Origin of the sequence: Streptomyces sp. NL15-2K, assembly GCF_030551255.1 — a bacterium.
GTDB lineage: Bacteria > Actinomycetota > Actinomycetes > Streptomycetales > Streptomycetaceae > Streptomyces.
Genome location: NZ_CP130630.1, coordinates 10,434,216 through 10,459,757, shown reverse-complemented (window position 1 = coordinate 10,459,757; position 25,542 = coordinate 10,434,216). Strand labels below are relative to the sequence as shown.

27 protein-coding genes and 4 pseudogenes are annotated in these 25,542 nt (G+C 70.3%); 15 read left to right on the top strand and 16 right to left on the bottom strand.

Annotation, left to right across the window (positions count from 1 at the left end; all coding sequences use genetic code 11):
- Positions 1-4 precede the first annotated feature (4 nt).
- Both Q4V64_RS45690 and Q4V64_RS45685 read right to left on the bottom strand, forming a co-directional pair.
- A complete protein-coding gene (locus Q4V64_RS45690) occupies positions 5-742 on the bottom strand; it encodes an amino acid racemase (RefSeq protein WP_124437874.1) in 738 nt (245 codons plus the stop codon).
- Complete coding sequence (locus tag Q4V64_RS45685; RefSeq protein ID WP_124437875.1) at positions 739-2,001, bottom strand: dicarboxylate/amino acid:cation symporter; 1,263 nt, start codon at positions 1,999-2,001, stop codon at positions 739-741. The genes Q4V64_RS45690 and Q4V64_RS45685 overlap by 4 nt, the downstream gene beginning before the upstream one ends.
- A gap of 279 nt (positions 2,002-2,280) precedes the next feature.
- On the opposite strand from Q4V64_RS45685, the pseudogene Q4V64_RS45680 reads away from it, so the two are divergent.
- Positions 2,281-3,476, top strand: a pseudogene (locus tag Q4V64_RS45680) (XdhC/CoxI family protein).
- A gap of 551 nt (positions 3,477-4,027) precedes the next feature.
- Here the strand turns inward: Q4V64_RS45680 and Q4V64_RS45675 are convergent.
- Positions 4,028-4,726 (bottom strand): TetR/AcrR family transcriptional regulator, encoded by a 699-nt coding sequence (locus Q4V64_RS45675; protein ID WP_124437876.1) that lies wholly within the window; start codon positions 4,724-4,726, stop codon positions 4,028-4,030.
- A gap of 226 nt (positions 4,727-4,952) precedes the next feature.
- Here Q4V64_RS45675 and Q4V64_RS45670 point away from each other — a divergent pair, with 226 nt between their 5' ends.
- A complete protein-coding gene (locus tag Q4V64_RS45670) occupies positions 4,953-5,630 on the top strand; it encodes an SDR family NAD(P)-dependent oxidoreductase (protein ID WP_124437877.1) in 678 nt (225 codons plus the stop codon).
- A gap of 69 nt (positions 5,631-5,699) precedes the next feature.
- On the top strand, positions 5,700-6,125 hold the full coding sequence (locus Q4V64_RS45665; RefSeq protein ID WP_124437878.1) for a hypothetical protein: 426 nt from the start codon (positions 5,700-5,702) through the stop codon (positions 6,123-6,125).
- An 84-nt stretch (positions 6,126-6,209) separates the two neighbouring features.
- Here the strand turns inward: Q4V64_RS45665 and Q4V64_RS45660 are convergent, their stop codons facing one another.
- The 4 genes and pseudogenes from Q4V64_RS45660 to Q4V64_RS45640 form a co-directional block, all read right to left on the bottom strand.
- A complete protein-coding gene (locus tag Q4V64_RS45660) occupies positions 6,210-6,410 on the bottom strand; it encodes an SCO3870 family protein (protein WP_124437879.1) in 201 nt (66 codons plus the stop codon).
- Positions 6,411-6,541: 131 nt separating this feature from the next.
- Entirely contained in the window at positions 6,542-7,258 is a 717-nt protein-coding gene (locus tag Q4V64_RS45655) for an SDR family NAD(P)-dependent oxidoreductase (RefSeq protein ID WP_124437880.1), read from the bottom strand.
- A 57-nt stretch (positions 7,259-7,315) separates the two neighbouring features.
- Positions 7,316-8,217, bottom strand: a pseudogene (locus Q4V64_RS55745) (helix-turn-helix transcriptional regulator).
- Positions 8,218-8,269: 52 nt separating this feature from the next.
- Positions 8,270-8,614: pseudogene (locus Q4V64_RS45640) on the bottom strand (PfkB family carbohydrate kinase); the annotation flags it as partial.
- A gap of 4 nt (positions 8,615-8,618) precedes the next feature.
- Between Q4V64_RS45640 and Q4V64_RS45635 the strand changes: the two are divergent.
- The 8 genes and pseudogenes from Q4V64_RS45635 to Q4V64_RS45600 form a co-directional block, all read left to right on the top strand.
- Positions 8,619-9,182 (top strand): annotated as a pseudogene (locus Q4V64_RS45635) (beta-galactosidase trimerization domain-containing protein); the annotation flags it as partial.
- Positions 9,183-9,328: 146 nt separating this feature from the next.
- Positions 9,329-10,201: a helix-turn-helix transcriptional regulator gene (locus Q4V64_RS45630; protein ID WP_124437882.1), complete on the top strand. Its 873-nt coding sequence runs from the start codon at positions 9,329-9,331 to the stop codon at positions 10,199-10,201.
- A 92-nt stretch (positions 10,202-10,293) separates the two neighbouring features.
- Positions 10,294-11,154, top strand: coding sequence for an oxidoreductase (locus tag Q4V64_RS45625; RefSeq protein ID WP_124437883.1), 861 nt, complete (start codon positions 10,294-10,296; stop codon positions 11,152-11,154).
- Positions 11,155-11,451: 297 nt separating this feature from the next.
- Positions 11,452-11,838, top strand: coding sequence for a DUF2795 domain-containing protein (locus Q4V64_RS55740; protein ID WP_124437884.1), 387 nt, complete (start codon positions 11,452-11,454; stop codon positions 11,836-11,838).
- Positions 11,838-12,272 carry a CBS domain-containing protein gene (locus Q4V64_RS45615; RefSeq protein WP_124437885.1) on the top strand — a complete coding sequence of 145 codons (435 nt, stop codon included), beginning with the start codon at positions 11,838-11,840 and terminating at the stop codon, positions 12,270-12,272. The genes Q4V64_RS55740 and Q4V64_RS45615 overlap by 1 nt, the downstream gene beginning before the upstream one ends.
- On the top strand, positions 12,269-12,985 hold the full coding sequence (locus Q4V64_RS45610) for a diguanylate cyclase (protein WP_124437886.1): 717 nt from the start codon (positions 12,269-12,271) through the stop codon (positions 12,983-12,985). The genes Q4V64_RS45615 and Q4V64_RS45610 overlap by 4 nt, the downstream gene beginning before the upstream one ends.
- A 6-nt stretch (positions 12,986-12,991) precedes the next feature.
- Positions 12,992-13,534, top strand: coding sequence for a type 1 glutamine amidotransferase domain-containing protein (locus Q4V64_RS45605; protein WP_124437887.1), 543 nt, complete (start codon positions 12,992-12,994; stop codon positions 13,532-13,534).
- Positions 13,534-15,636, top strand: coding sequence for a catalase (locus Q4V64_RS45600; RefSeq protein WP_124437888.1), 2,103 nt, complete (start codon positions 13,534-13,536; stop codon positions 15,634-15,636). The genes Q4V64_RS45605 and Q4V64_RS45600 overlap by 1 nt, the downstream gene beginning before the upstream one ends.
- Positions 15,637-15,722: 86 nt before the next feature.
- On the opposite strand, the gene Q4V64_RS45595 is transcribed toward Q4V64_RS45600, so the two are convergent.
- Positions 15,723-16,001, bottom strand: coding sequence for a DUF6158 family protein (locus Q4V64_RS45595; RefSeq protein ID WP_124437889.1), 279 nt, complete (start codon positions 15,999-16,001; stop codon positions 15,723-15,725).
- 57 nt (positions 16,002-16,058) lie between these two features.
- Between Q4V64_RS45595 and Q4V64_RS45590 the strand changes: the two genes are divergently transcribed.
- Positions 16,059-17,180, top strand: coding sequence for a Vms1/Ankzf1 family peptidyl-tRNA hydrolase (locus Q4V64_RS45590; RefSeq protein ID WP_124437890.1), 1,122 nt, complete (start codon positions 16,059-16,061; stop codon positions 17,178-17,180).
- 120 nt (positions 17,181-17,300) lie between these two features.
- On the opposite strand, the gene Q4V64_RS45585 is transcribed toward Q4V64_RS45590, so the two are convergent.
- Positions 17,301-18,920 (bottom strand): ATP-binding cassette domain-containing protein, encoded by a 1,620-nt coding sequence (locus tag Q4V64_RS45585; RefSeq protein WP_124437891.1) that lies wholly within the window; start codon positions 18,918-18,920, stop codon positions 17,301-17,303.
- A 119-nt stretch (positions 18,921-19,039) separates the two neighbouring features.
- On the opposite strand from Q4V64_RS45585, the gene Q4V64_RS45580 reads away from it, so the two are divergent.
- The 3 genes from Q4V64_RS45580 (at position 19,040) to Q4V64_RS55735 (ending at position 21,691) form a co-directional block, all read left to right on the top strand.
- Positions 19,040-20,533 carry a bifunctional phosphatase PAP2/diacylglycerol kinase family protein gene (locus Q4V64_RS45580; protein ID WP_303714490.1) on the top strand — a complete coding sequence of 498 codons (1,494 nt, stop codon included), beginning with the start codon at positions 19,040-19,042 and terminating at the stop codon, positions 20,531-20,533.
- 123 nt (positions 20,534-20,656) lie between these two features.
- On the top strand, positions 20,657-21,478 hold the full coding sequence (locus tag Q4V64_RS45575) for a class I SAM-dependent methyltransferase (protein WP_124437892.1): 822 nt from the start codon (positions 20,657-20,659) through the stop codon (positions 21,476-21,478).
- A gap of 42 nt (positions 21,479-21,520) precedes the next feature.
- The gene (locus tag Q4V64_RS55735; protein ID WP_124437893.1) at positions 21,521-21,691 is read left to right on the top strand and encodes a hydrophobic protein; all 171 of its coding nucleotides are present in this window, start codon (positions 21,521-21,523) and stop codon (positions 21,689-21,691) included.
- A 74-nt stretch (positions 21,692-21,765) separates the two neighbouring features.
- Here Q4V64_RS55735 and Q4V64_RS45570 read toward each other — a convergent pair whose 3' ends face one another.
- Genes Q4V64_RS45570 through Q4V64_RS45540 form a run of 7 tightly spaced genes read right to left on the bottom strand, consistent with a single transcriptional unit; the run spans position 21,766 to position 25,536 of the window.
- Positions 21,766-22,029 carry a gas vesicle protein K gene (locus Q4V64_RS45570; protein ID WP_124437913.1) on the bottom strand — a complete coding sequence of 88 codons (264 nt, stop codon included), beginning with the start codon at positions 22,027-22,029 and terminating at the stop codon, positions 21,766-21,768.
- A gap of 20 nt (positions 22,030-22,049) precedes the next feature.
- On the bottom strand, positions 22,050-22,238 hold the full coding sequence (locus tag Q4V64_RS45565) for a gas vesicle protein (RefSeq protein WP_095747942.1): 189 nt from the start codon (positions 22,236-22,238) through the stop codon (positions 22,050-22,052).
- Positions 22,235-23,155, bottom strand: coding sequence for a GvpL/GvpF family gas vesicle protein (locus Q4V64_RS45560; protein ID WP_124437894.1), 921 nt, complete (start codon positions 23,153-23,155; stop codon positions 22,235-22,237). The genes Q4V64_RS45565 and Q4V64_RS45560 overlap by 4 nt, the downstream gene beginning before the upstream one ends.
- Positions 23,152-23,478 carry a gas vesicle protein gene (locus tag Q4V64_RS45555; RefSeq protein WP_124437895.1) on the bottom strand — a complete coding sequence of 109 codons (327 nt, stop codon included), beginning with the start codon at positions 23,476-23,478 and terminating at the stop codon, positions 23,152-23,154. The genes Q4V64_RS45560 and Q4V64_RS45555 overlap by 4 nt, the downstream gene beginning before the upstream one ends.
- A complete protein-coding gene (locus Q4V64_RS45550; RefSeq protein ID WP_124437896.1) occupies positions 23,475-24,584 on the bottom strand; it encodes an SRPBCC family protein in 1,110 nt (369 codons plus the stop codon). Before Q4V64_RS45550 ends, Q4V64_RS45555 begins: the two co-directional genes overlap by 4 nt.
- Entirely contained in the window at positions 24,581-25,276 is a 696-nt protein-coding gene (locus tag Q4V64_RS45545) for a DNA primase (RefSeq protein WP_124437897.1), read from the bottom strand. The genes Q4V64_RS45550 and Q4V64_RS45545 overlap by 4 nt, the downstream gene beginning before the upstream one ends.
- Positions 25,273-25,536 (bottom strand): gas vesicle protein GvpG, encoded by a 264-nt coding sequence (locus Q4V64_RS45540; RefSeq protein WP_124437898.1) that lies wholly within the window; start codon positions 25,534-25,536, stop codon positions 25,273-25,275. Before Q4V64_RS45540 ends, Q4V64_RS45545 begins: the two co-directional genes overlap by 4 nt.
- Positions 25,537-25,542: the final 6 nt, after the last annotated feature.

Sequence of the window (25,542 nt, the reverse complement as noted above, 5' to 3'; positions counted from 1 at the left end):
GCTCTCACTCGCCCCATCCCGCCGCACCATTGGTTCTGGCCCGGCGGACCAGCGCCTGGGCCAGGATGAGAGCCGGGTCGATGAGGGGGACGTCCACGGCGCCGGCGGGCAGCCCGAGGGGGATTTCGGTGCAGCCGGCGATCACCGCCTGCGCGCCCTGTTCGGTCAGGCGTTGTGCGGCGCGGGCCAGAAGCGCGGTCGTCGTTTTGTCGCGTGTGCCTGCTTTCACCGCGTGGATGGCGGCCATGACCTCGCGGTCCTGGCTTGCGGCATCGGGCAGTACGAGGCGGATGCCGGAGCGGTCCAGCCACTCCTCGTACAGGCCGGCGCGGACGGTGCCGCTGGTGGCGAGCAGTCCGGCGGTGTGGACGCGGGGCCTCGACGTGGTGAGGTGCAGGGCGACTTCGCCGATCATGTGGACGATGGGCAGGCCGACGTGGTGGGCGATGCGCGGGACGAAGGCGTGCGCGGTGTTGCACGGGATGGCGATGACCGTGGCCCCGGCCTCGCGCAGGACGCGACTGCCGTTGAGGAGCCAGGGGGTGGGGTCGGGGCCGTCGCCGAGCAGGGCCTCGGTGCGGTCGGGAATGGTGGGGTCGGACCAGATGACCGTTCTCAGGTGCTCCTGGTCGTTGTCGCCCGGGGTCGTCGACACCAACTTGGCGTAGAAGTCGGCGGTGGCCGCTGGGCCCATGCCGCCCAGGATGCCGATGATCTCAGTGGCGGCGGTGGGGGTGCTCACTGCGCGGTGTCCTTCTGCAGTGCCACGGCCTCGTGCGCGACTGGGGCGTGGGAGGTTTCACGACGGCCGCGTCTGGTTTCACGCCGTTGCTCGGAGCTGTCGACGACGGCGGCGGCCAGCGAGTTGCCGATGACGTTCACGCCGGTTCGGGCCATGTCGACGATGAAGTCCACACCGAGGAGCAGTGCGACGCCTTCGGCGGGCAGGCCGATGGAGTTGCCGGCGGCGATGAGGACGACTATGGAGGCGGAGGCGACTCCGGCCATGCCCTTGGAGAGGATCACCAGCACGCCGACCATGAGGAGCAGGGCGGGCAGGGACGTGTCCGTGCCGTAGGCGTTGGCGAGGAAGACCAGGGCGGCGGCCTGGTAGAGAACGGAGCCGTCCGTGTTGAAGGAGTAGCCGAGGGGGACGACGAACGAGGTCGTCGACCGGCTCAGGCCGAACGCTTCGAGCCTGCCCATGAGCGGTGCCAGAACGGACTCGGAGCTGCGGGTGACGAAGGCGATCCCGGCCAGCCCGGCGATCGACTTCAGCAGGTCGCCGTAGCGGATGCGGTAGATGGCGGCGATGAGCGGGAAGAGCACCCCGACGACGATGGCCAGGCCCGCGTAGACCACGGCGATGAAGCCCATCAGGCTGCGCAGGTTGCCGAAGCCGTAGTGGGCGACGTCGTAGGAGATGAAGCCGAGCACGCCCAGTGGCGCGACGCGGATGACGTAGCCGACGACCTTGAACATCACCGCGGCGACGGACTCCAGCACGGCGGCGAAGGGCTGGGACTTCTCCCCGATCGCGGCCATGGCGACGCCCACGAGGAGGGCGAAGACGATCGCGCCGAGCAGGTTGCCCTCGCCGAACGCGGCGAAGATGTTCTTCGGTACGGCGTGCAGGACCAGCTCGTGGAAGTCGATGCCCTGGCTCATGCCGTCGAGGTCCTTGGCATCGGCCCTCTCGACGGGGGCGCCCTTGCCGATGCCCGTGAACTTGGCCAGGCCCACCGCGATCAGCAGGATGACGGTGGTGACGATCTCGAAGTAGAGGATCGCCTTGCCGGCGATCCGGCCGACCTTCTTGACCGACTCCATGCGGGCGATGCCCAGCACGATGAGCGGGAAGACCAGGGGCAGCACGACGACCTGCACCAGGTTCAGGAACACCTCCCCGAGGATCTTCATCTGCTCGCCCCCGGATGGGGCGAGGGATCCGACGAGGGCTCCGAGGCCGACGGCGATGATCGACTGGATGCCGATCGGCATCCGGAGGCATCGCCGCAAGAACCTTGTGGGCGGGCTCAGTCGAGTGTCTGTGCTGGTGGGGTGTTGGTCAGCGGCGTCCATACCCACTCCTGCCATATGCAATATATTGCGTTCTGTGTGTTGACCGACACCCTGAGGCTCGAAGCGGTGGCCTGTCAAGGGGCCCGCGAGAACAAGGGGCATCAGTGGCGCGACCTCGACCGACCGCCACCCTGCCACACAATCGGATTGCCCTATCCAGTTTCGTGGTACCGTTGCCACAGCGAACCGGAAAGACCTATCCGGATCGAGAAACGGATAGGTCTATCCAGATTTTTGGGCTTTCCTTGCCACGCCACGGTCGTGGCCGTCAGCGGCAGCGCGCCGCGCGGGCCGGGCGCCGCGCTCGCCGTCGACGCCGACGGAACGGCCATCGGGTCGGTGTCCGGCGGCTGTGTGGAAGGCGCGGTCTACGAGTTGTGCGCCCAGGCGCTCCAGGACGGCCAAGTGGTGGCGAGCGGTTCGGCTACAGCGACGAGGACGCCTTCGCCGTCGGACTCACCTGCGGCGGTGTCCTCGACATCCTGGTCACACCGGTGCCCGCCGACGGACCCACCCGGAAGACGTTCCAGACGGCACTCTCGGCCGCCGCCCGGGGCGAGGCGGCGGCACTCGTCCGCGTGGTCCGAGGCCCGGCAGAACTCCTCGGGCGGGCGCTGGCGGTGCGTCAGGACGACTCGTACGAAGGCGGACTCGGCGGGCATCCGGACCTGGACCGCGCCGTCGTAACCGAAACCCGCTCCCTGCTGAACGCCGGCCGCACCGGGACCTTCGACATCGCTCAGGACGGAGCCCACTGCGAGCCCGGCCTGACCCTGTTCGTCGAGTCGAGCGTGCCGCCGCCGCGCATGCTCGTCTTCGGCGCCATCGACTTCGCCGCCGCGCTGGTGCGCATGGGCAAGTTCCTCGGCTACCACGTGACCGTGTGCGACGCCCGACCCGTCTTCGCCACCCGATCACGCTTTCCCGAGGCCGACGACATCGTGGTCGACTGGCCCCACTGCTACCTGCGCCGAACCGAGACCGACGACCGCACGGTGGTGTGCGTGCTCACTCACGACGCCAAGTTCGACGTGCCCCTGCTGGAAGCGGCCCTGCGGCTGCCGGCCGCCTACGTCGGCGCGATGGGCTCGCGCCGCACCCACGAGGACCGCGACCGCAGACTCCGCGATACCGGCCTCACCGAAGCCGAACTGGCCCGCCTCCACTCGCCGATCGGCCTCGATCTCGGCGCCCGCACACCCGAGGAGACCGCCCTGTCCATCGCGGCCGAGATCGTCGCCGCCCGGCAGGGCGGAACAGGTCTGCCGCTGAGCGGCTCGCACACACCGATCCACCACGACACCATGGGGCGCTGGTCCGGTGCGAGCGGCCGCCACCGCGGCGGGGACGGGCGACCGTTGCTGCTGGTCGGCGGCCGGAATGCCGCCCGTTGATCCGCCTCCCATCTGACCGGGGCACGGGAAGCCCGCCTCCCAGGCAGCCCCGGACCGCTTGTTCGCTCCTTCTGGTGGCGGCGAATTCTGGCCGGGGTGCCACGGCTTCGAGCACACTCCGGTCGCTCCGGACGTGGTGGTCGGGCTGGATGTCGGCACCGAGAGCACGGGCGGTTTCGTCACGGCGCGCGGGATCTCCGACTGAGGCCGGATCTACGGCCCGCGGACCTCTGAACTTGGGCGCTGACCTGGTCGTACTCGGCCTGGAGCCCGGTCGGACGGGCCCGCGCCGCACGTGCCTGTGGCGAGCGTCGCGCAGGGCGGCGAGCGCCCGGCGGTCCTCGGCGCCGGGCGCTGTGCAGCGACTTTCGCATGCGACGTGGAGTTCACCGTGGGGCATCACGCCACCGAGGGTTTCCATCCAATGGCCCCGCGGAGCATCCCGCAGGCCACTCGGCCATGCCCAGGTGACGAGGCACGTCACCACTCACCGACGGCCGCGTCCTCGCAGCGCACCAGGCGTGGAGGGCGCGGTGGTTTCGCTCCTGAGGTCAGTTGCTCGTGTCCGGCTCCGCCGCGGTGAGGCCCGCCGGGCCGGCGCGGAGCATGGCCCTGTAGAGGGCGTCATGCTCGGGCGAGGCGGGCAGGGGGCCGCGGGCGGGGGCCTCGAAGGACTGGATCAGCAGGGCAACGACGCGTCGCCAGGCGTCGGGAGCGGCGTCGCCGGTGGCATTGACGACCCCGGCATTGGCCATGTGCACCAGCACCAGGTCCGAGGGGTCGAAGTCCTCGCGCAGCCGCCCCGTCGCCTTGGCGCGGTCGATGAGCTCGACCATGCCCTCGTATGCCTCGTTGCGGCGCTCCTCCATCGCCTTGGCGGTGGGGAAAGTCGTGGTCAGCACGTCGGCGAAGCCGGAGTCGGCGGCCTGCATCGCGCAGGCGGTCTCGAGGTAGCCGATGAAACCGTGCCAGGGGTCGGGGTCGTCGAGGGCGACGGCGACCGCGTCGGCGTAGGCGTCCATGCGGTCGGCGAAGACGGCGGCGACGAGCTCTTCCTTGGTGGGGAAGCGGCGGAAGATGGTGGCGATCCCCACGCCTGCCTCGCGGGCCACGGAAGCCATGGAGGCGTTCAGGCCGTCACGTGCGAACATCCGGCGCGCGGCGGCGATGATCCGCTCCCGGTTGCGCTCGGCGTCGCTGCGCAACGGCTGGGCGGCGGTGTCGTCGGGATGCTGGGCGTCAGGGGTCATACCGGCCAGTCTAGCAATCGGATAGGCCTATCCGATTTTGCGTTACGCTCACCCAAAGAAATACGGATCGGCCTATCCGGATCGCGAAATGGATAGGTCTATCCGAAAGGCGGAGTGGTCTCGCAACGGCGTCGGCAAGACCACCCCACCCACCTCACCCCTCATCGCCGACCCACCCCCACCCTTCTGCCGACCCAACCGCACCCTTTTTACGAAAGGTCTTGCTGTGACCAGCATCGCCATTGTCGGAGCCGGCCCCCAGCTGGGCCTGGCCATCGCCCGCACCTTCGGCTCCCACGGCCTGGACGTCGCCCTGATCTCCCGCAACCGCCACAAGCTCGACGACCTCGTCGGCAAGCTCACCACCGAAGGCATCACCGCCGCCGCGTTCCCCGCGGACGTACTCGACCGCGACGCACTCACCCAGGCCCTCAAGGACGCCGCCACCCAGTTCGACGGCATCGACGTACTGGAGTACTCCCCCGTGGGGACATTCGGCTCCACCACCCTGACCACACCGGCCGACACCGAACCGCCGCACGTACAACACGAGATCGAGTTCCAGCTGTACGGAGCCATCACCGCCACCCACGCGGTACTGCCCGCGATGCGCACCGCCGGCACAGGCACCCTGCTCTACACCACCGGCGCCGGCTCCATCGACCCCATACCACAGGTCGGCAACGTCAACACCGCCGCCGCAGCCCTACGCAACTGGGCGATCAACCTGCACAAAGAACTCAACGGCACCGGCATCCAGGCCGCCCACGCCGCCATCGACGTGTCGATCGGCATGTCGGTCGTCCCCGGATTCCCGACAGCCAAGCCCGAGCAGATCTCCCCCGTCTACTGGGACCTGCACACCACCAAGCGCGACCAGGCCGAGCAGATCTTCAAGGGCTGACGCCGTACCGCCTGTCCTGAACCGACCCCGTCGGTGATCCTTGACCCGCCTTCCAAGGAGCAGACCATCATGACCACGCCCACTGGTCCGTGGGACAACGACCCGGCATTGTCCGACCCTCGCGCGGCACATCTCGTCGAGGCGTTCAGGGACGCCCTGGTCCGCATGCGCGAGGGAGAGGAACTGACCATCCAGGACCTCACCACAGCCACCGACCTGCTGCAGGTGGTGCAGGCGACCACCGGCGCCTCCCTGGCGGCGGCGGTCATGCCGCTGTTCGAGGAGGTCTTCCAGAGCGGCCGGGACGGCTCCGCCCCCGACGAAGAGTCAACAGTCCCAGCTGCGCACCCGGTTCCCCACGCATCAGCAACCCCGACACCCTGCCCATGCGACGGGAGGAACCCGGAACCCCCTGGTGGTGAAGGCACAGCGGCCTTCGGCGCCGGTGAGCCGCGGTCGGTCGTGGCCGGAGCGATCACCACCCCCGCCGCCTGAGCCGCCCCCATCGTCACAGCGGTCGACGGGGTCGCCGCGGTCGAGAAGTCCGACCTCGGCCGTATCCCTGCGTCCGCGAAGAACTCAGTTCGAGTGCGGCCGACCGTCTCGAACCCATGCCACCACGACCAGAGCCGCGGTGACGTACATCAGGACGCTGAAGGTGGCTACGTCTTCGACGTACTGCTCATAGCCCTCTGCGCGCAGCTCAAGCGCGAGGGAACCAAGCGCAGTCCCAAGCGCCGCGGTAGCTGCGGCCATGGCGACGAACGGGGCCTTCGTCATTGGTACTTCCTCCAAACCACGAGACGATTGATCAAGACCGAGACTACATGCATGGCCATGGCACTCCGGAAGCGGTTGCGGACAGTCGCCAAGCGCCAAATTCCGCTCCGCGTCCGCCAGTTGCGCTCGCGTCACGGACGAAGCTGGACGCCTGTGCGGCTCTCCAGGACTCGGATGAGGCGAGCCTGGAACTCTTCGTCCTGCGCCGCAGGATGTGGTGTCTGTGTCTGCTGGTGATACCAGTAGCCGCCGGTGCCCGGGGTCACGTCATGGTGGGTGGCGAGCCACACCTGTGTCTGGTGCCCGGCGACCAGGTCATCCGATGCGCCGGCACCACCCATGCGTGTGGGAACCCACCCGGGGTCGACCGCATGGCTCGAGGTTCCTTCCCACCGGGAGGCGAGGGCAAGCGCGAGGGTGGTGACCCACAGTTTGCTGTCGTCGTAGGAAGCGATGCCGTCGGTCAGCCGTCGCAGGTCGGTGGAGCCGGTTCGGTGCATGGAGCTACTGAGGTAAATGAGTCTGGCCGGTTTGTCCATCAGGGCCGTCAGCACGTAGGGCGCGACCGTGTTGACGGTGATCGCCTCCGGAGAGTGCAAGACGCCGGCGTTGTGGATGACGACGTCGAATCGGCCGAACTCAGCGGCCTGCCGGGCAACTCCGTGGATCTCCTCCAGCTCGGCCAGGTCCCCGGTGACGACGCCCTTCCACCGGGCGGTGTCACCCGCGTCGGTGAGGCGGTCCGGGTTGCGGACGTGGACGACCACGTCGTGCCCGTCGTCGGCCAACGCATTCGCCGTGTTGCGCCCGAGGCCGCTGGATGCCCCGGTCACCAGAATCAGTGCCATGTCAGTCGTCTCCCCTCTGTGTGGTTGGTGCGGCCCCGATGGCTTCCCGTTCGGCGGTCAATCTGGCGGAGAGGGCGGAGGCCGAAGGGGAGAACCGGTGGCGGCTTCCTGGGTGGCGGCCCAGGAAGCGAGCAGGCTCAGGCCTTCCTCGGAGGGTGAGCCGGGTTCGGCGGTGTAGATGGTGAGGGTGAGTCCGGGTTCGGCGGCCAGCGCCAGGGCTTCCCAGGCGAGGGTGAGGTCGCCGACGACCGGGGGGTGGAATCGTTTGATGCCGGTGCCGTGGTGGGTGACGTTGTGGGCGCCCCAGCGAGTGCGGAAGGCGTCGCTGCGGGTGGACAGCTCGCCCACCAGGTCGTGGAGGTCCTTGTCGTGCGGGTTGCGGCCGGCCTCGGTGCGCAGCACGTCCACCGTCATGCCGGCGATGTGGTCCCAGTCCGGGTAGAAGCGGCGGGCCGCGGGGTCGAGGAACTGGAAGCGGGCCAAGTTCGGCGACTTCATGCCGCCCTCGTAGAGGTCGCTGAAGAAGGCGCGGCCGAGTTGGTTGGCGGCGAGCACGTCCAGCCGGCCGTTGACGACGAACGCCGGCCCGGCGGTGACGGCGTCCAGGGTCCATCGCAGGCTCTCGTGCAAGGTCCGCTGCCTGGTCGAGCGCGCCCGTGGGCGGGCAAGCGTGTCGGAGCCTTCTTGGGCCTGGCGAGGTGGAGCAGGTGGGTGCGCTCGGCGTCGTCGAGCCGCAGCGCACCGGCGACGGCTTCGAGCACGGCGGGTGAGGCGCCGGAGAGGTTGCCGCGTTCCAGCTTGGCGTAGTACTCCACGCTCACGTCGGCCAGCGCGGCGACCTCGCTCCTGCGCAGTCCGGGCACGCGGCGCCGGCTGCCGGCGGGCAGCCCGGCCTGCTCGGGGGTGATCTTGGCTCTCCGCGAGGTGAGGAACTCGCGGACTTCGTCACGGTTGTCCACACCTCGACCGTACGACCGAGCCGGGCAGGTTGGGGTGTACTGCCAGTACACCCAAGGTCGTGCCGTCCGGCTGGTCGAACAGGCTCAGTTCGTCCTGCGTCGGAAGGCCCTCCCAGTCGCCACGGGTGGCGACGGCGAAGGCCGCGGTGGTGACGGCTCGGTGCAGACGGGCCGGGATGTCCGCGCCGTGGAGGAGCCCGGACAGGTAGCCGGCCACGAAGGCGTCGCCCGCGCCGACCAGGTCGACGGCGTCAACCTCTCGCGCCGCGCGGTCGGTTGCCCCGTCGCGTGTGAAGGTGGTCGCGCCGCGTGTGAAGGTGGTCGCGCCGCGTGCGCCACGCTTGATGACCACCTCTTCGACGCCTGCGGCCAGGACACTGCGCACGGCCTCGGATTCGCCTGTGGGCGTCGGCTTCCACAGCGGCATGGTCGACGAGAACGCCCATGTGCGTCTCGGCGGCTACCCCGGCGCATTCCGTGATGTCCTCGGGGTGATCACCGACGAGCTCTTCCCCCTGCTGCCCGGAGAGACGACCGGCCTGGCCGGCGAGGTGCCTCCGGGCGCCACGGCCGACCTGTGGTCGGAACGGGTCCGGCTCACGGGCGCACGGGCCGTCGCCACCTTCGCCGACGGGTCGCCGGCCGGTCACCCCGCCGTCACCCGCCACCACCACGGCCGCGGAACCGCCTGGTACCTGGCCACCCACCCCGCCCCGGACACGCTCGCCGGCCTGCTCCACCGCATCGTCCGGGAAGCCGGCGTGACACCGGAGCACGAGGCACCGAACGGGGTCGTGGTCGTCCGGCGCCGCGGCAGCGAAGCCGACTACCTGTTCCTCATCGACCACGCCGGAAAGGGGGCCGAGGCGCCCGCCGACGGCGTGGAACTCCTCACCGGCACGCCCGTCACCGGCACCGTCACCATCCCGCCCGGAGGAGTCGCCGTCGTCCGCGAACCGCACTGATCGGAGCGCCCACGGCCGGACGCCGGTGAAGCGATAGGCCGACCTTCGTCACGTCCCTGGCCGTTCCTTCCAGGCCACGTCCCTAGGAGTATCGCGGCCACCTTGGGCAGCTGTGTGCGATGTGGTGCGGAGCTACTGTCGATGGCATGGACAGCGACAACCTTCTGGGACAGTTCCTGCGAGCTCGACGCGGCCTGGTGCAGCCCGAGGAACAAGGCGTGCCCGTGATCGGCCGCCGCCGCGTGGCGGGCCTGCGCCGGGAGGAAGTGGCCATGCTGTCCGGGCTGAGCACCGACTACTACGTGCGCCTGGAACAGGGCCGCGAAAGGAACCCTTCGGTACAGGTACTCGACGCGCTGGCCCGCGCGCTGTTGCTGGACGACGACGCGATTGCCCATCTGCACCGGCTGGCCCGGCCCGTGCCGGGACGTTCCCGCAAGAACGCCCGGCGTCAGCGGGTGAGTCCCGCTCTGCGGCAGATGATGAACGGCTGGGCCGGCACACCTGCCGTGATTCTGGGGCGCTGTATGGAGGTGCTGGCCCACAATCCCCTGGGTGGCGCCCTGTTCGCCGGCCACACCTACAGCGGAGACCTGATGCGGCTCGTGTTTCTCGACCCCGACGCCCGGGATTTCTACCCGGACTGGGACCGGGTCGCCGCCAACACGGTCGGCGGCCTGCGCGAGGCAGCGGGAACCGACTACGACGATCCGCGATTGATCGAGCTGGTCGGCGAGTTGTCGCTCAAGAGCGAAGCGTTCCGCACGTTGTGGTCGCGTCATGACATCCGTCAGAAGAGGCATGAGACCAAACGCTTCCGGCACCCGGTCGTCGGCGAACTCACGCTGGACTACGAGTCCTTGACCATCAACAGCGCACCGGGTCAGCAACTCGTCGTCTACCGGGCCGAGCCCGGCAGCCCCTCAGCCCACGCACTGTCGCTGCTCGGCAGCCTCGCCGCTACGGAGACGGCACGAGCTTCGGATTCCGTACAGCAGGACCTCGCCACAGGCGACTGAATTCGCCCCTGTCGCCATTCCTCGGAGGCCGCCGCGCCCGTGCGCCGTGGCGTCCCCCTCAACGACACGCTCCTCGAAGGGACATATCCCCTATGTCTATAGATGACACGCCCGTCTGGTTCATCACGGGTTGCTCAACCGGACTCGGCCGCGCCCTGGCCGACGCGGTTCTCGACCGGGGCTGGCGAGCGGTGGTCACCGCCCGCGACCCGAAGGCAGTGGCGGACATCGTCGCCCGCCACGAGAACCGAGCGCTGGGCTTCGCGCTCGACGTCACCGATGCCCAACAGATCGACAACGCCGTCGAGGCCGCGAAGGAGTCCTTCGGTCACATCGACGTACTCGCCAACAACGCGGGCCACGGCTACCTCGCGGCTCTCGAGGAGGGCGAGGACGACGAGGTCCGCGCCCTGTTCGACACCAACGTCTTCGGCCTCGTGGATGTCACGCGCCGCGTTCTGCCCGGAATGCGCGCCCGCCGCCGCGGGCACGTCGTCAACGTCTCCTCTCTCGGAGGCCTGACCGCCTTCGGCGCCACGGGTTACTACCACGCCACCAAATTCGCCGTCGAAGGACTCTCCGAATCACTCGCGGCCGAGGTGTCACCGCTGGGCATCAACGTGACGATCGTCGAGCCCGGAGCCTTCCGCACCAACTGGTCCGGGCCCTCCATGCGCCAGTCGGCCACGCGGATCGACGACTACGCGGACACCGCCGGCGCCCGCCGCAAGAGCACCCTGGACACCTACGGGCACCAGCCCGGGGACCCCGAACGCGCCGCCACCGCCATCATCGAAGCCGTGCAGTGCGAGAACCCCCCGCTGCGCCTGCTCCTGGGCAAGGTCGCCCTCGACGTCGCCCTGGCCCGGCTCGACGCCCTCAAAACCAACTTCACCGCATGGCGCGACGTCACCCTCAGCGCCGACTACCCCGACGACCGCACCACTGTCTGAAGGGAGCGACTGTCTGAAGGGAGCGGACCCGACCCCAAGGGGTCCGGCCCGATCCGGCCGGTCGGCACCCAGACCGGAGTCCTGCGGCAGCAGCAGTTCCTCGTATCGGCCCAGTGCCAGCACCACGCCGAGCATGAGGAGCGGGATGATCACAGCGAGCATCGCCATGGAGCGTCCTTCCCCAGGGATGTGCGCGGGGGGTGTGGGCCGGGTCTCCCGTCATCCGGCTTGCAAACCCCGTGTCGGCTTCCGGTCTACGGGTACGCGGTGCCCACCCCGGAAGGTCTGGAGGGAGACATGCAGCGAGGCAGCGACCGGTTGAGCCGCCACCGTGACGACGAGATGAAGCACGAACTGCAGGGGCTGCTCCGTTCCGGGCACCCCACGCGGACCGAGGAGTGGCACGACCCCGAACCGACCGCCGACGACGATCCGGAGATCGCGGGCGGGCCGGTGGCACCGGGGAGCTCCGGAGCGTCGCTGGAGGTTGTCCGGCTGGAGTTGGCCCGGATCCTGGGCCGCAGCGTGTTCCCCGCGCCCGCCGCGGACCTGGCGCGGGTCCTGCGCCGCAAGAACGCGCCCGACGCCCTCGTGGAGGCCTTGGAGCGGCTGCCGCGCAAGGAGCGCTACGCCAACGTGCAGGAGCTGGCGCGGGCAGTGACCCGCAGGGAGGGCCCGCAGTGATGGCCGATTTCGTGAGGGAGGTCATGACACCCGGTGTGGTCGCCGTCCGCCCGGACGCCTCGCTGGTCGAGGCGGCGCAGCTGATGCGCGCGCAGGACATCGGCGATGTCGTGGTGGCCGACGGGCAGCACGTCGTCGGTCTGCTCACCGACCGGGACATCACGGTGCGTGCCGTCGCCGACGGCACCGATCCGCTGACGGTGAGTGCCCAGGCGGTGTGCACGCCGGATCCGGTGGTGGTCGCCCCGGACGACCCGGTGTCGGCGGCGGTCGCGCTGATGCGCGAGCACGCCGTGCGCCGGCTGCCGGTCGTCGAGGGCGGCATGCCGGTCGGGATGGTGAGCCTCGGGGACCTGGCGGAGTCGCAGGATCCCGACTCGGCACTCGCCGACATCAGCCGGGCCCTGCCGGACGACGGGCGGGGGCGCCTATGAGCCGGGGTCGCGACCAGGCCGCCGAGATCGCCGCCGCGGGAGCCACCGTGGACGTCGGCGACGTGACCACGCGCTACCTGCTGTACGGGCTGCTGCCCAGCTGGTTCGTGCCCGGTCTCGCCGACTGGGTGATGCACCGGCGCACCCGGATCGAGGAAACGGCGGGGACGAAGGAGTCCCTGATCCTCCCCCACTGCCTTAAAGGCGTGGGAGGTGCCCCCACGCTGATGATGACCGAGGTCGGCGTACCGATCGCGCTGACGCTGCGTTACGAGGTCAACCCGCTGCTGCTGTCCGTACAGCTGGGCGGGGCCGCGGTGCACGAGGCGACCGCGCTGTGGGACGTCCGCACGGCGGTGAAGAGCGAGCGCCAGGTCAAGCCGGTCGAGCAGCACATCCACAGCTTTCTGGAGTCGCTGCCGTTCGGCGCGCTGGCCTCGCTGATGTGTCTGCACGCCGACCAGGTCAGGTCACTGCTGCGGGGCGGCCGCGGCGACCCGGACGCCTGGCGCCTCGTGCCGCGCCGGCGCCCGCTGTCGCCCGGCTACCTCGTCGGCATCGCCGCCGCGATCGGCACCTGTGTGCTCCTGCCGTACGGCGAGGAGCTGCTGCGCTGCCGGCGGGCGGCCGGGACTCGGAAGAAGCGCGCGTCGAGCGACGAGGCTCACTGGCGAGCGCCGCGCTCCAAGAAGCTTTTCATGAAAGGTCGTTGAACCATCATGCGCATCGCATTTCTGACGGCACCGGAAGGCGTCGAGCAGATCGAGCTGACCGATCCGTGGCAGGCCGCGGTGGACGCCGGCCACGAGGCCGTGCTCGTGTCGACGAGGCCGGGGAAGATCCAGGCCTTCAACCACCTCGACAAGGCGGACACGTTCCCCGTGCAGGAGGTCGTGGGCGAGACGTCCGCCGACTCCTTCGACGGGCTGGTCCTTCCGGGTGGGGTGGCCAACCCGGACTTCCTGCGGATGGACGACAAGGCGGTGTCGTTCGTGAAGGACTTCTTCGAGCAGGGCCGTCCGGTGGCCGCGATCTGCCACGCCCCCTGGACGCTGGTCGAGGCGGACGTCGTACGCGGCCGGGTGCTGACGTCCTGGCCGAGTGTCAGGACGGACATCCGCAACGCGGGCGGCACCTGGGTGGACGAGCAGGTGAAGATCTGCGACCACGGAAACAACAAGCTGGTCACCAGCCGCAGGCCGGACGATCTGAAGGCGTTCTGCGAGGCGTTCCTCGACGTGTTCACCGGGGAGGCCGCCTGATGGCCTTCCCGAATGACCGCAAGCAGGACCAGCGGGAGGCCTTCCGCGCGGACGACCCGGCGGCCGGCCCGCTCACCACCGACCAGGGTGTGGAGGTCGACCACACCGACGACTCGCTGACCGTGGGCGAACGCGGGCCCACGCTGATGGAGGACTTCCACTTCCGGGAGAAGCTCACCCACTTCGACCATGAGCGGATCCCGGAGCGGGTGGTGCATGCGCGGGGCGCGGGCGCGTACGGCTACTTCGAACCGTACGAGTCCTGCGCGGAGTTCACCCGTGCGGCCTTCCTCCAGGACCCTTCCGTCAAGACGCCGGTCTTCGTGCGGTTCTCGACGGTGCAGGGCCCCAAGGGGTCGGCTGACACCGTGCGGGACGTACGCGGCTTCGCCACCAAGTTCTATACGTCGGAGGGCAATTACGACTTAGTCGGCAACAACTTCCCGGTCTTCTTCATCCAGGACGGCATCAAGTTCCCCGACTTCGTGCACGCGCTCAAGCCGGAGCCGCACAACGACATCCCCACCGGCGCCTCCGCGCACGACACGCTGTGGGACTTCGTGTCGCTCCAGCCCGAGACACTGCACGCGATCATGTGGCTGATGTCGGACCGGGCGATCCCGCGCAGCTACCGCATGATGCAGGGCTTCGGCGTGCACACCTTCCGGTTCGTGAACGCCGAGGGGCGCGGCACGTTCGTGAAGTTCCACTGGAAGCCGAAGCTGGGCGTGCACTCGCTGGTGTGGGACGAGGCGCAGGAGTGCCAGGGCCGCGACCCGGACTTCAACCGGCGGGATCTGTGGGACGCGATCGAGGCCGGCGAGTATCCGGAGTGGGAGCTGGGCGTCCAGCTCGTGCCGGAGGAGGACGAGTTCGCCTTCGACTTCGATCTGCTCGACGCCACGAAGATCATCCCGGAGGAGCAGGTGCCGGTACGGCCGATCGGCCGGATGGTCCTGGACCGCAACCCGGAGAACTTCTTCGCCGAGACCGAGCAGGTCGCCTTCCACACGGCCAACGTCGTCCCGGGCATCGACTTCACCAACGACCCGCTGCTCCAGGCCCGCAACTTCTCCTACCTGGACACCCAGTTGATCCGCCTGGGCGGCCCCAACTTCTCGCAGCTGCCGGTGAACCGGCCGGTGGCGCCGGTACGGACGAACCAGCGCGACGGCTATCACCAGAGCGCCCTGCACCGGGGCACCAACTACTTCCCGAACTCGCTCGGCGGCAGCTGCCCGGCCCACGCGGGTGTGGACGGACACGCGTTCACGCACCACGCGGAGCGCGTGGACGGGCACAAGATCCGGCGGCGCAGTCCGAGCTTCCAGGACCATCACAGCCAGGCCGCGCTGTTCTGGAACAGCATGGCGGACTGGGAGAAGCAGCACATCGTGGAGGCCTTCCGGTTCGAGCTCGGCAAGGTCGGCGCGATGACGGTCCGGGCCCGTACGGTCGAGCACCTGGGCAAGGTGGACGGCGAGCTGGCGACGGCGGTGGCGCGCGGCATCGGGGTGCCGGAGCCGTCCGAGCAGGAGACCGCGCACAAGGCGGCCTCTCCCGCGCTCAGCCTGGAGTCGCTGCGCGGCGACGGCACGATCCGCACCCGGCAGATCGCGGTGCTCGTCACCGACGGCGTCGACGCCGAACAGGTGACGTCGGCGCGGGAGGCGCTGGCCGCCGAGGGCGCGATCGTGGAGGCGCTGGCGGCGACGGACGGCACGGTGGAGGGCGCCGGCGGTGAACTGTATACGGTCGACCGCGCACTGCCGACCGTAGCGTCCGTACTGTATGACGCCGTCCTGCTGCCCGGCGGACCGGTGGGCACCCCGCCGACCACCGCCGATCAGGACGCGATGCGCTTCGTCCGGGACGCTTACCGGCACGGGAAGCCGGTGGGCGCGCTCGGCTCCGGCGTGGGGATCCTTTCGTCGCTGGAACCGGAGGGGCTCAGGCTGTCCACCGAGTTCCACCGCGTGGTGACCGACCAGGGTGTGGTGACGGACACCTCGCCGGGCACCGCGAGCGAGGAGTTCCTCCGGGCGTTCGTGGACGCCGTCGCGGCGCACCGGCACTGGGACCGGCCGCCGCTGCGCTGCTGAGCCGACGGCCGACCCCGGACACGGCGAGCCGGACCGGCATCAGGCAGGCACTGGCCGGCTCCAGGTCGGGGAGGTCGGGGACCTGATCAGCTGCGGGGAGTCGTCGACTCCCCGCTCTCGCGTTCACGGGCACCTTCGCGGGTGCGGCCCGCGGCGACCGGGCGACGCGGGTTGCGGCGCAGGTATTCACCCTCCAACTGCGCCATGCGCTCGTTGTGGGCCCGCAGCGCGTCGTTCGAGCCGTACAGGAGGGTGTCGTGACGCGTGCGGTGGATGGTCTCCAGCTCCTTCATGAGCTGCTGGTCGTCCAGCCGGTTGGGGTCGATGCCGGTCATGGTGGTGCCCCGCTCGTCGTGTTCGTTCATGCGGTTCGGGTACCCGCCCGGCAAGCACTAGCCCCACGCGGCATCCGGGAGGGAGCCATGGATCTCGCTTTTCTGCATCCACTCTACGAACATCCGGGGCCCTGGGCCTCCGTGTACGTCGACACCTCCCGGCATACGGAGGACACGCCCCACGAACGGCATCTGGCGGCCTTGGCCCTGTCCGGCGAACTGTCCCGCCAGGGCGCCGACGAGGAGACCTGCCGAGCCGTGCAGGAGGCACTGGAGGAGCTGCGGCACTCCTCCGAACCGCACGGACGGGCCCTGTTCGCGCGGGCCGGCGAGGTCGTACTGGACCCGCCGCTGGCCAGGGCGCCGGACGGCGACAGCGCGTACTGGGCACCCCTGCCGCACACCGCGCCGCTGCTGGAGCTGGCCGGTGAGGACCCGGTGTGCATCGTGGCGTACATCGACCGCAAGGGCGCCGACTTCGAACTGCGCAGTGCGCTCGGTCGACGGGATGCCGGTACGGTCGCCGGTCGACAGTATCCCGTACACCGTACGAGCTCGGCCGACTGGTCCGAGCGGCACTTCCAGCTGCGGGTGGAGAACACCTGGGAGCACAACGCGGCCGAGATCGCCGACGCGCTCGCCGTCTGCCAGGAGGAGACGCGGGCCGACCTGCTGATCCTGGTCGGTGAGCAGCGGGAGCGGCGTTCCGTGCACGAGCGGCTGCCCAAGCGGCTGCACGAACTCGTCGTCGAGGCCTCGCACGGCACCGGCAGCAGGCTGCTGAACGAGGATGTGGAGCGGGCACGCGCCGAACACGTCCGACAGCGGGCGGAGCGGGAGCTGGAGCGGTTCCTGGCGGCCCGCGAACCCGGGGACGACGGGCGCGCCGCGGCCGTGGAGGGCGTCCCCGCCCTGGTCGAGGCGGCGCGTGAGCACCGTATCGACGAGCTGCTGATCCGGCCGGACGGCCCCGACGCACACCGCGAGGTGTGGATCGGCGAGGACCCCGACCAGCTGGCGGTGCGCCGTACGGACCTGAAGATCCTCGGCGAGCAGCACTCCTGGCCGGCCCGTGCGGACGACGCTCTGATCCGCTCGGCGGTCGCGACGGGCGCGCCGGCGATCTCGGTGACCGCGGCCGCGCCGGAGACCAGGACGGAGCAGGAGGCGCCGGTGGGCGGCCTGGGGGCATTGCTGCGCTGGACGTGAACGGACGCGAGTCGACAGTCCGCAGTCGACAGTCGACCGCTGACCGCTGACCGCTGACCGCCAGTCGACCGGCGACCGGCGACCGGCGACCGGCGACAGCCGACAGCCGACAGCCGACAGTCAGCGGACCCGTTCCACCCGCCGTTCGTCCCACACCGGCTCCGTCGTCTCCCGCACACGGCCGTCGCTGCCGAAGACCAGATAGCGGTCGAAGGAACGGGCGAACCAGCGGTCGTGGGTGACGGCGAGGACCGTGCCGTCGAAGGCCTCCAGGCCCTCCTGGAGGGCTTCCGCGGACTCCAGGTCCAGGTTGTCGGTCGGCTCGTCGAGGAGCAGGGCCGTGACGCCCTGCAGCTCCAGCAGGAGGATCTGGAAACGGGCCTGCTGGCCGCCGGAGAGGCGGTCGAAGGTCTGTTCGGCCTGGCCCGTCAGCTCGTAGCGGCGCAGCCGGGACATCGCGGCGCCCCGGTCCTGGGCGTGCTCCTTCCACAGGATGTCCAGGAGCGTGCGCCCCTCCAGCTCGGGATGGGCGTGCGTCTGAGCGAAGTGGCCGGGCACCACGCGCGCACCGAGCTTCCACTGCCCCGTGTGCGCCACGTCGTCGCCGGCCAGCAGGCGCAGGAAGTGCGACTTGCCGGAGCCGTTGGAGCCGAGGACGGCGACCCGCTCGCCGTAGAAGACCTCCAGGTCGAAGGGCTTCATCAGACCCGACAGCTCGAGCCCCTCGCACGTCACGGCCCGGACGCCGGTACGGCCGCCCTTGAGCCGCATCCTGATGTCCTGCTCGCGCGGCGGCTCCGGCGGCGGCCCGGCCTCCTCGAACTTGCGCAGCCGGGTCTGGGCGGCCTGATAGCGGGAGGACAGCTCATGGCTGATCGAGGCGGCCTGACGCAGGTTCAGCACCAGCTTCTTCAGCTGCGCGTGCTTCTCGTCCCAGCGGCGGCGCAACTCCTCGAAGCGCGCGAAGCGTTCGCGCCGGGCCTCGTGATACGTGTCGAAGCCACCGCCGTGCACCCAGGCGTCGGCACCGGCTGGAGAAGGCTCCACCGAAACGATCTTCTCGGCGGCGCGGGCGAGGAGTTCGCGGTCGTGGGAGACGAACAGGACCGTCTTGCGGGTCTCCTTCAGCCGCTCCTCCAGCCAGCGCTTGCCCGGCACGTCGAGGTAGTTGTCGGGCTCGTCGAGCAGCAGCACCTCGTCGGTGCCGCGCAGCAGCGCCTCCAGGACCAGCCGCTTCTGCTCACCGCCGGACAGGGTGCGCACCTGGCGCCACTGCGCCTTCTCGTACGGCACGCCGAGCGCGGCCGTGGTGCACATGTCCCACAGCGTCTCGGCCTCGTACCCGCGCGCCTCGGCCCAGTCGGCGAGGGCCTGCGCGTAAGCGAGCTGGGCTGCCTCGTCATCGACGGTCATGAGGGCGTGCTCGGCCTTGTCGACGGCCTCGGCGGCCTCGCGGATGCGGGGTGTCGCGACCGACACGAGCAGGTCCCGCACGGTCGTCTCGTCCCGTACGGAGCCCACGAACTGCCGCATGACGCCGAGGCCGCCGCTGACCGTGACGCTCCCGCCGTGCGGTTTCAGCTCGCCCGAGATGAGCCGGAGCAGGGTGGTCTTGCCCGCGCCGTTGGGTCCGACCAGGGCCACGGCGGCCCCTTCGCCCACTCGGAAGGACACATCGCCGAGGAGCGCCCTGCCGTCGGGGAGGTAGTACTCGAGGTGCGCGGCTTCCAGGTGTCCCATGGGGAGCCAGTCTGCGGTCGCGGGACCGCGCTGACAAGCGGATTTCCGGCGGCCCGCCCCGGTGAAGGACCCGTGTGGCGCCGTACAGGAACCGCGCGGGCCGGGGTACACGCATGGGCATGAGCCCAGACGTCGACCTCACCGTCCCCAAGCCCGGCCATCACGCGCTGCGCGAGTGGCTGCTGGCCCTCGACAATCGGCTGTTCGAGTTCGCCGCCGAGCGGCACTGGCCCGCCGCCGAACCGGTCCTGCCGCGGCTGAGCCGGAGCGCGAACCACGGCGTGCTGTGGTTCGCGGCGGGCGCCGCCATGGCCGCGAGCCGCACCCCGCGGGGTCGCCGGGCGGCCGCGCGCGGCCTGGCCTCCCTGAGCCTGGCCTCCCTGACCATCAACACGCTCGGCAAGCGCTCGGTGCGCCGCACCCGGCCCGTGCTGGACCCGGTTCCGCTGGTCCGGCAGCTGAAGCGGCAGCCGATCACCACGTCGTTCCCGTCCGGTCACTCCGCGTCGGCGGCGGCGTTCGCGACCGGGGTCGCCCTGGAGTCGCCGAAATGGGGGGCGGTCGTGGCTCCGGTGGCCTTCTCGGTGGCGATGTCCCGCGTCTACACGGGTGTCCACTTCCCGAGCGACGTTCTGGCGGGTGCGGCCCTGGGCGCGGGCGCCGCGTTCGCCGTACGCGGCATGGTGCCGACCCGGGCCCAGGTCGTGCCGCCGGCCCGGCCCCGCGCGGACGTTCCGGCGCTGCCGGACGGCGCGGGCCTGGTCGTGGTGGCCAACACCGCCTCGGGCAATGGCGACCGTGCCCGCGCGCTGCGGGCCGCCCTGCCCGCGGCCGAGGTCGTCGAGTCCGAACCGGCCGATGTGCCCGCCGAGTTGGAGAAGGCCGCGGCGCGCGCCCGGGCACTCGGCGTGTGCGGCGGCGACGGCACGGTCAACGCCGCCGCCGAGGTCGCCCTGCGGCACGGTCTGCCCCTCGCGGTGCTGCCCGGCGGCACCCTGAACCACTTCGCCTACGACCTCGGCATCGAAGGCGTCCGCGATCTGAGCCGGGCCGTCCAGCAGGGCGAGGGGGTGCACGTGGACGCCGCCCGGTTCGTCTGCGGCGCGAAGGAGGGCATCTTCCTCAACACCTGCAGCCTGGGCGTGTATCCCGAGCTGGTGCGCGAGCGGGAACGCTGGTCGCACCTGATCGGCGGCTGGCCGGCGGGCGTGCTGGCGGCGCTGCGCGTGGTGCGGACCGACCGGCATCCGCTGGAGGCCGAGTTCCGCGGCGAGGCACGGCCGCTGTGGCTGCTGTTCGCCGGCAACGGCACGTACCACCGGATGGGCCTCACGCCGGGCCGCCGTCTCGACCTGGCGGACGGGCAGCTCGACGTACGGGTCGTGCACGGCGGCCGTCGGCCCGCCCTGCGGCTGCTCTCGGCGGCCCTCGCCGGGCCGCTGACCCGCTCACCCGCCCACGCGGCGGTCCAGGTCGGCCGTCTGCGTATCGCCAGTGTCGCCCCGGGCACGTTGTTGGCCTACGACGGTGAAGTCACCGAGGTGGAGGGCGAGGTGACGTTGGAGAAGCTTCCCGAGGCGCTCACCGTCTATCGTCCGTTGCCAGGGAGCTGATTACCTGTCAGACCACATACCAAGACGCTTAGTCTCAACATTCGACATACGGGAGTACGGTGATCCGTATCGCCGGAGGGGTCGCGAGACCCTCGTGCGCCGGTACGACCAGAGGGGACCGCCATGTCGAAACCGCAGGAGACCGCCGTCTACACGCACGGCCATCACGAGTCCGTGCTGCGCTCCCACACCTGGCGGACCGCCGCCAACTCGGCGGCCTATCTGCTCGGCTCGCTCAAACCCCACATGAAGATCCTGGACATCGGTTGCGGACCGGGCACGATCACCGCCGACCTGGCGGCGCTGGTCCCCGACGGACACGTCACCGGCGTCGACCACGCGCCGGGCATCCTGGACCAGGCCCGGGCCACGGCAGCCGAACGGGGCCTGACCAACATCGACTTCGCGGTCGCCGACGTGCACGCGCTGGACTACCCGGACGACACGTTCTGCGTGGTCCACGCCCACCAGGTACTCCAGCACGTCGGCGACCCCGTGCGGGCGCTGCGCGAGATGAAGCGGGTCACTGCTCCGGGCGGGTTCGTCGCCGTCCGCGACTCGGACTACCGGGCCATGACCTGGTTCCCGGAGTCACCGGGGATGGAGGACTGGCTGGACCTCTACCGCCGGGTGGCCCGGGCCAACGGCGGCGAGCCGGACGCCGGGCGCCGGCTGAAGTCCTGGGCGCTGCGGGCCGGCATCACGGACATCACCGCCACTTCCAGCACCTGGACCTTCGCCACAGCCGAGGAACGGGCGTGGTGGAGCGGCCTGTGGGCGGACCGCACCCTGGCCTCGGCGTACGCGGAGCGGGCCACGGAGGGCGGCCACGCGACCCGCGAGCAACTGCGGGCGGTATCGCGGGCCTGGCGGGAGTGGGGACAACGGGAAGAGGGCTGGTTCAGCGTGCTGCACGGAGAAATCCTCTGCCGCAAGGAAGCCTGAATCGCCGCTTTCGGGAAACCCGGAAAGCAGGAGGTTCACATTATGGTTCCCATTCTGATCGTCCTGCTTCTGGCGCTGATTCTCTTCGGTGCCGGATTCGCGGTAAAGATGCTTTGGTGGATTGCGCTGGCTGTCCTGGTGCTATGGCTTCTGGGCTTCCTGATGCGGGGTACGACCGCGGCCGGAGGCAGGGGCCGCTGGTACAGGTGGTGAACGGTTACCGGTGAGGAACTGACCCTGGGATTCAGTCCCCGGGGACCGGGGATTCGGTCTCCGGGGACGGGGATTCAGTCCCTGGGAAGCAGAGGTCCGAGCGGCCCGAGGTCCAGATTGAGGTCCTCGGGCCGCAGTCCGTAGCGCTCGCGCAGCTCGGTCATCCGGTCGTCGAGCAACATCAGCGTGAGCCCGATCCGCTCCTCCTGTTCGTCGGTCAGGTCGCCCTCGTCGAACCGGCGCAGCGCCTGTCGTTCCATGAGCTGACGCAGCAGCTCGACGACCGTCAGGACGAGTTTCACCAGGTCACGTTCGACGGTGTCGGGGTCCAGGTCCATCCGGTTCCTGCGTCCGGTCGTCACGTCGGCTCCCCCCAGGGCGATGGGACTTGCGCGTTCACCGAGCTGATCAGCGCGTTGAGGTCGATGCGCACGAGGTCGACGTCCGCGATGCGCAGCGTGATGTCCCCCGTGATGACGACGCCGCCGGCGAGCAGCCGGTCGAGGAGGTCCACGAGGGCGACCTCACGGCGCTCGATCACCGTCACCGGTCCTCCTCCCCCGCCGCATCCTCCGCGTCCCCTGACACATCCCGCTCCGCGTCCCCCGACACATCCCGCTTCGCGTCCTCTGACACATCCCGCTTCGCGTCCTTTGACACATCCCCTGCGACATCACCTGCCACATTCCCCGCGATGTCCCCCGCGAAGGAATAGGCGGCCCAGGGGCCGGTGAGTTCCACTCTCATTCCGGGGGCCTCGTCCTTCGTACGGTCCACAAGTTCCACGAATTCCTCGGAATCGGCGCGCGGCACCAGATAGGCGGCGTTGAGCACATTCCGTCCGGGGGCGCCGGAAAGGGCGGCATTCTGCGGGGCGTGCAGTCGGGAGTCCTCGGCGTACGAGGACAGCGTTTCGTGCAGTCGGCTCGCGAATTCCTCCGCCCGCTGCCACCGGTCCTCGTGCGCCCGGGCCTGCTGCCGCCGCTGCCGCAGATAGTCCCGGCCCGACAGCGCCTTCTGAGCCGGCCCGCCAGTCTCCGGGCGCTCCGGCGTGGGCTCCGGCTCCTCCGTTTCGGCGTAGACCTTGACGCCCCACTCCACCCGGCCCTCCAGCCGGTCGAGGGCGCGCCTGAAGGCGTCCTCCCGCTCCTCGATCATCACGCGTACGCCGCTGTCGTCCCGGAAGACGGTGCCGAGCCGCAGTGGCAGCGGCGTGGTGACGACGGTGAGCGCGTCGATCACGCCCTGGTGGGCGCGGGCGGTCCGGGTGAGCCAGTCCAGGTCCTCCAGATGGGCGCGGAGCGGTTTCTCGGCGAAGTCCCGCTCCGGCACATGGCTGACCACGGCGATCAGGCCGTGGTGGTGCAGCAGCCGGGGCGGATCACCCGCGACGCCCGTCAGCTGGGATTGCAGGGCCGCGCCGAAGGGGCGGCAGACGGCGTAGACGTACCGCAGTCCGGTCATGGTGCCTCCTCCTGCGTGCGGGCGGGCTCCAGTTGGGCGATCCGCTCACGCAACTCGGCGTTCTCCCGGGCCAGTTCGTCGCGGCGGGCGCGTGAGGACAGGGCCGGGTCGTCCTCCCACCAGTCGATGCCCATCTCCTTCGCCTTGTCGACGGAGGCGACGATGAGCCGCAGCTTGATGGTGAGGAGTTCGATGTCGAGCAGGTTGATGCGGATGTCGCCCGCGATGACGACACCCTTGTCGAGCACGCGCTCCAGGATGTCGGCGAGGTTGGCACCGCTGCCTGAACCGTAGGGCTCGGGCAGCCGGCTGGGGGTGGTCATCGTCGGCTCCCGCCGTCGTCGGCGTACTCGTACTCGGCCTCGGGCTCGTCCTCGGTCTCGGTCTCGGCCTCGTCCTGGTCGCGCGGCGCCTCTTCGCCGTACGGCTCCTCTTCGTCGTACTCGCCCCGGTCCTCGTCCTCGTACGCCTGGTCCTCCTCGGCGTACGGGCCTTCCTCTTCCTCTTCCTCTTCATCCTCGCTCTCGAAGGCCTCCTCGTCCTGCTCGGGAGCCTCCTGAGCCAGGGCGTCCTCGTGGCTGCGGACGACCTCGCCGTCGCGGATCTCGCCGCGCCAGCCGTCGTCCGCCGCTCCCTTCAGCGTGATGAAGCGTGCGAAGTTCTTCAGGTCCAGGCGGGCCCGGCGGCCCTGGGCGCGCCAGAGGTTGCCGGTCTTCTCGAACAGGCCCTTGGGGTAGTACTCGATCACCAGCAGGACCCGGGTGAGGTGATCGGCGAGCCGGTGGAAGGACACGACTCCCTTCGTGGTGCCCTTGGCGCCCTCCGACGTCCAGGAGATCCGGTCGTCGGGGACCTGCTCGGTGGTGTGGGCCTTCCAGCCGCGGTTCGACCAGAAGATCTTCAGCTGCCAGTCGGAGGCGGTGTCGTCGGCACGGCTCGCGCTCTGGACGCCCTTGGCGAAGGTGCTGAAGTCCTGGTACCGGGTCCACTGGTCGTAGGCCGTGCGCAGCGGCACGCCGACGTCGATGTGCTCGATGATGACGGTCGGCTTCTTGCCCGCCCCGCCCGTGCGCTTCCCCTTGCCCGCGCCGAGGTTCTTCAGCGCGCCGAGCACGTTGTCCTTGGCGCGGGAGGCGCCGATCTCCAGGGCGCCGCGCACGGGCCCCTTGCCCTCGGCGAGCTTGCGGCCGCCGTCCAGGGCGAGCCGGGCGAAGCCCGGGCTGTTGCCCTCGGCGATGTCGTTGAGCCTGACCGTGGCCTCGCCGAGCCTGCGGCCGACGCCGGCCAGCAGGCGCTGGGCCTGGACGGCGAGGTACTCCCGCGCCTCCGCCTTGAGCCGGTCGGCGGCCTCGCTGCGGGCCGCGTCGGTGAGCGGGTTGCCCTTCGCCTGGTCGGTGGCGTGCCGGGCCGTCCCGAGGGTCTCGGTCATCGTTCACCGCCTCCCCTCGGCCGCCGGGCCCGGGTGCCGCGGGCGGCGCTCTTGGCCGCGGTCGCCTTCTTCGCGGCCGACTTCTTGGCCGCGGCCTTATTGGCCGCGGCCTTCTTGGCGGGAGCCCTTCCGGCGGATGTCTTGCCGGCCGCCTTAGTGGCCTTCTTCGCGGGGGTCTTCTTCGCGGGGGTCTTCTTCGCCGATGCCGTCTTCGCGGTCGCCTTCTTGGCGGCCTTCCTCGCCGGAGGCGGTGCCGTCCTCGCCGCCGCCTTGCGGCCATGCGCGGGGGCTTCCTCATCCGGCTCTTCCTCGGGCTCGTCGTACTCCCGCGCCCGCTCCTCGGCCTCGGAGCCCTGGTCCGACATGTCCGGCACCACGCCCGCGAGCTGGTCGCGGACCTGGGCGGTACGGCCGTGCAGCCGGTCGGCGAGCGCGTCGATCCGCCGCTCGACCATGGCGCCCGAGGCCGCCTTGCCGACACCGCGCAGGTCCTCGCGCAGCTGGTCCCCGATCTCCTTGAACTGCGGGTTGTTCCGCAGCTGCCCGGACACCAGGTCCGCGAGCGCCCGAGGGCTCAGGTGCATCCGCTTGCCGGCCACGAGCGTGCCGACGGCGAACGCCAGTTTCAGTTTCTTCGTACGTCCGAGGACGTATCCGGCCCCTACCGCGAGGCCCAGTCCCGCTCGGTTCATCGTGCCGTCCCGTCACCCGTGCCCGCGCCACCGCGCAGACCGATCTCCAGCCGGTCGAGGAGTTCGTCCTCCCGGCGGTCGAACTCCTCGTCGTCGATCTCGCCCTCCTCGAGCCGCTGTTCCAGCTGGGCGAGTTCGGCCCGGACCGTGGCCGGGTCGTAGTAGAGGCGTTCCGCTTCGTCCAGCACCTGTCTGATCACCCATGCGCTGCCGCGCACCGGGGCGAACGGCAGCAGCAGTACCTCTCCGATCAGTCCCACGGTCCG

Excerpts from the sequence above, each read along its gene's own strand:
- Q4V64_RS45570 (WP_124437913.1), bottom strand. The coding sequence starts at position 22,029 with ATGGACCTGGACCCCGACACCGTCGAACGTGACCTGGTGAAACTCGTC.
- Q4V64_RS45560 (WP_124437894.1), bottom strand. The coding sequence starts at position 23,155 with ATGACCGGACTGCGGTACGTCTACGCCGTCTGCCGCCCCTTCGGCGCG.
- Q4V64_RS45630 (WP_124437882.1), top strand. The coding sequence starts at position 9,329 with ATGGACAGCGACAACCTTCTGGGACAGTTCCTGCGAGCTCGACGCGGC.
- Q4V64_RS45665 (WP_124437878.1), top strand. The coding sequence starts at position 5,700 with ATGACCACGCCCACTGGTCCGTGGGACAACGACCCGGCATTGTCCGAC.
- Q4V64_RS45580 (WP_303714490.1), top strand. The coding sequence starts at position 19,040 with ATGAGCCCAGACGTCGACCTCACCGTCCCCAAGCCCGGCCATCACGCG.
- Q4V64_RS55735 (WP_124437893.1), top strand. The coding sequence starts at position 21,521 with ATGGTTCCCATTCTGATCGTCCTGCTTCTGGCGCTGATTCTCTTCGGT.
- Q4V64_RS45685 (WP_124437875.1), bottom strand. The coding sequence starts at position 2,001 with ATGCCGATCGGCATCCAGTCGATCATCGCCGTCGGCCTCGGAGCCCTC.
- Q4V64_RS45615 (WP_124437885.1), top strand. The coding sequence starts at position 11,838 with ATGGCCGATTTCGTGAGGGAGGTCATGACACCCGGTGTGGTCGCCGTC.
- Q4V64_RS45625 (WP_124437883.1), top strand. The coding sequence starts at position 10,294 with ATGTCTATAGATGACACGCCCGTCTGGTTCATCACGGGTTGCTCAACC.
- Q4V64_RS45545 (WP_124437897.1), bottom strand. The coding sequence starts at position 25,276 with ATGAACCGAGCGGGACTGGGCCTCGCGGTAGGGGCCGGATACGTCCTC.
- Q4V64_RS45610 (WP_124437886.1), top strand. The coding sequence starts at position 12,269 with ATGAGCCGGGGTCGCGACCAGGCCGCCGAGATCGCCGCCGCGGGAGCC.
- Q4V64_RS45660 (WP_124437879.1), bottom strand. The coding sequence starts at position 6,410 with ATGACGAAGGCCCCGTTCGTCGCCATGGCCGCAGCTACCGCGGCGCTT.
- Q4V64_RS45675 (WP_124437876.1), bottom strand. The coding sequence starts at position 4,726 with ATGACCCCTGACGCCCAGCATCCCGACGACACCGCCGCCCAGCCGTTG.
- Q4V64_RS45585 (WP_124437891.1), bottom strand. The coding sequence starts at position 18,920 with ATGGGACACCTGGAAGCCGCGCACCTCGAGTACTACCTCCCCGACGGC.
- Q4V64_RS45655 (WP_124437880.1), bottom strand. The coding sequence starts at position 7,258 with ATGGCACTGATTCTGGTGACCGGGGCATCCAGCGGCCTCGGGCGCAAC.
- Q4V64_RS45575 (WP_124437892.1), top strand. The coding sequence starts at position 20,657 with ATGTCGAAACCGCAGGAGACCGCCGTCTACACGCACGGCCATCACGAG.
- Q4V64_RS45590 (WP_124437890.1), top strand. The coding sequence starts at position 16,059 with ATGGATCTCGCTTTTCTGCATCCACTCTACGAACATCCGGGGCCCTGG.
- Q4V64_RS55740 (WP_124437884.1), top strand. The coding sequence starts at position 11,452 with ATGCAGCGAGGCAGCGACCGGTTGAGCCGCCACCGTGACGACGAGATG.
- Q4V64_RS45600 (WP_124437888.1), top strand. The coding sequence starts at position 13,534 with ATGGCCTTCCCGAATGACCGCAAGCAGGACCAGCGGGAGGCCTTCCGC.
- Q4V64_RS45555 (WP_124437895.1), bottom strand. The coding sequence starts at position 23,478 with ATGACCACCCCCAGCCGGCTGCCCGAGCCCTACGGTTCAGGCAGCGGT.
- Q4V64_RS45550 (WP_124437896.1), bottom strand. The coding sequence starts at position 24,584 with ATGACCGAGACCCTCGGGACGGCCCGGCACGCCACCGACCAGGCGAAG.
- Q4V64_RS45605 (WP_124437887.1), top strand. The coding sequence starts at position 12,992 with ATGCGCATCGCATTTCTGACGGCACCGGAAGGCGTCGAGCAGATCGAG.
- Q4V64_RS45595 (WP_124437889.1), bottom strand. The coding sequence starts at position 16,001 with ATGAACGAACACGACGAGCGGGGCACCACCATGACCGGCATCGACCCC.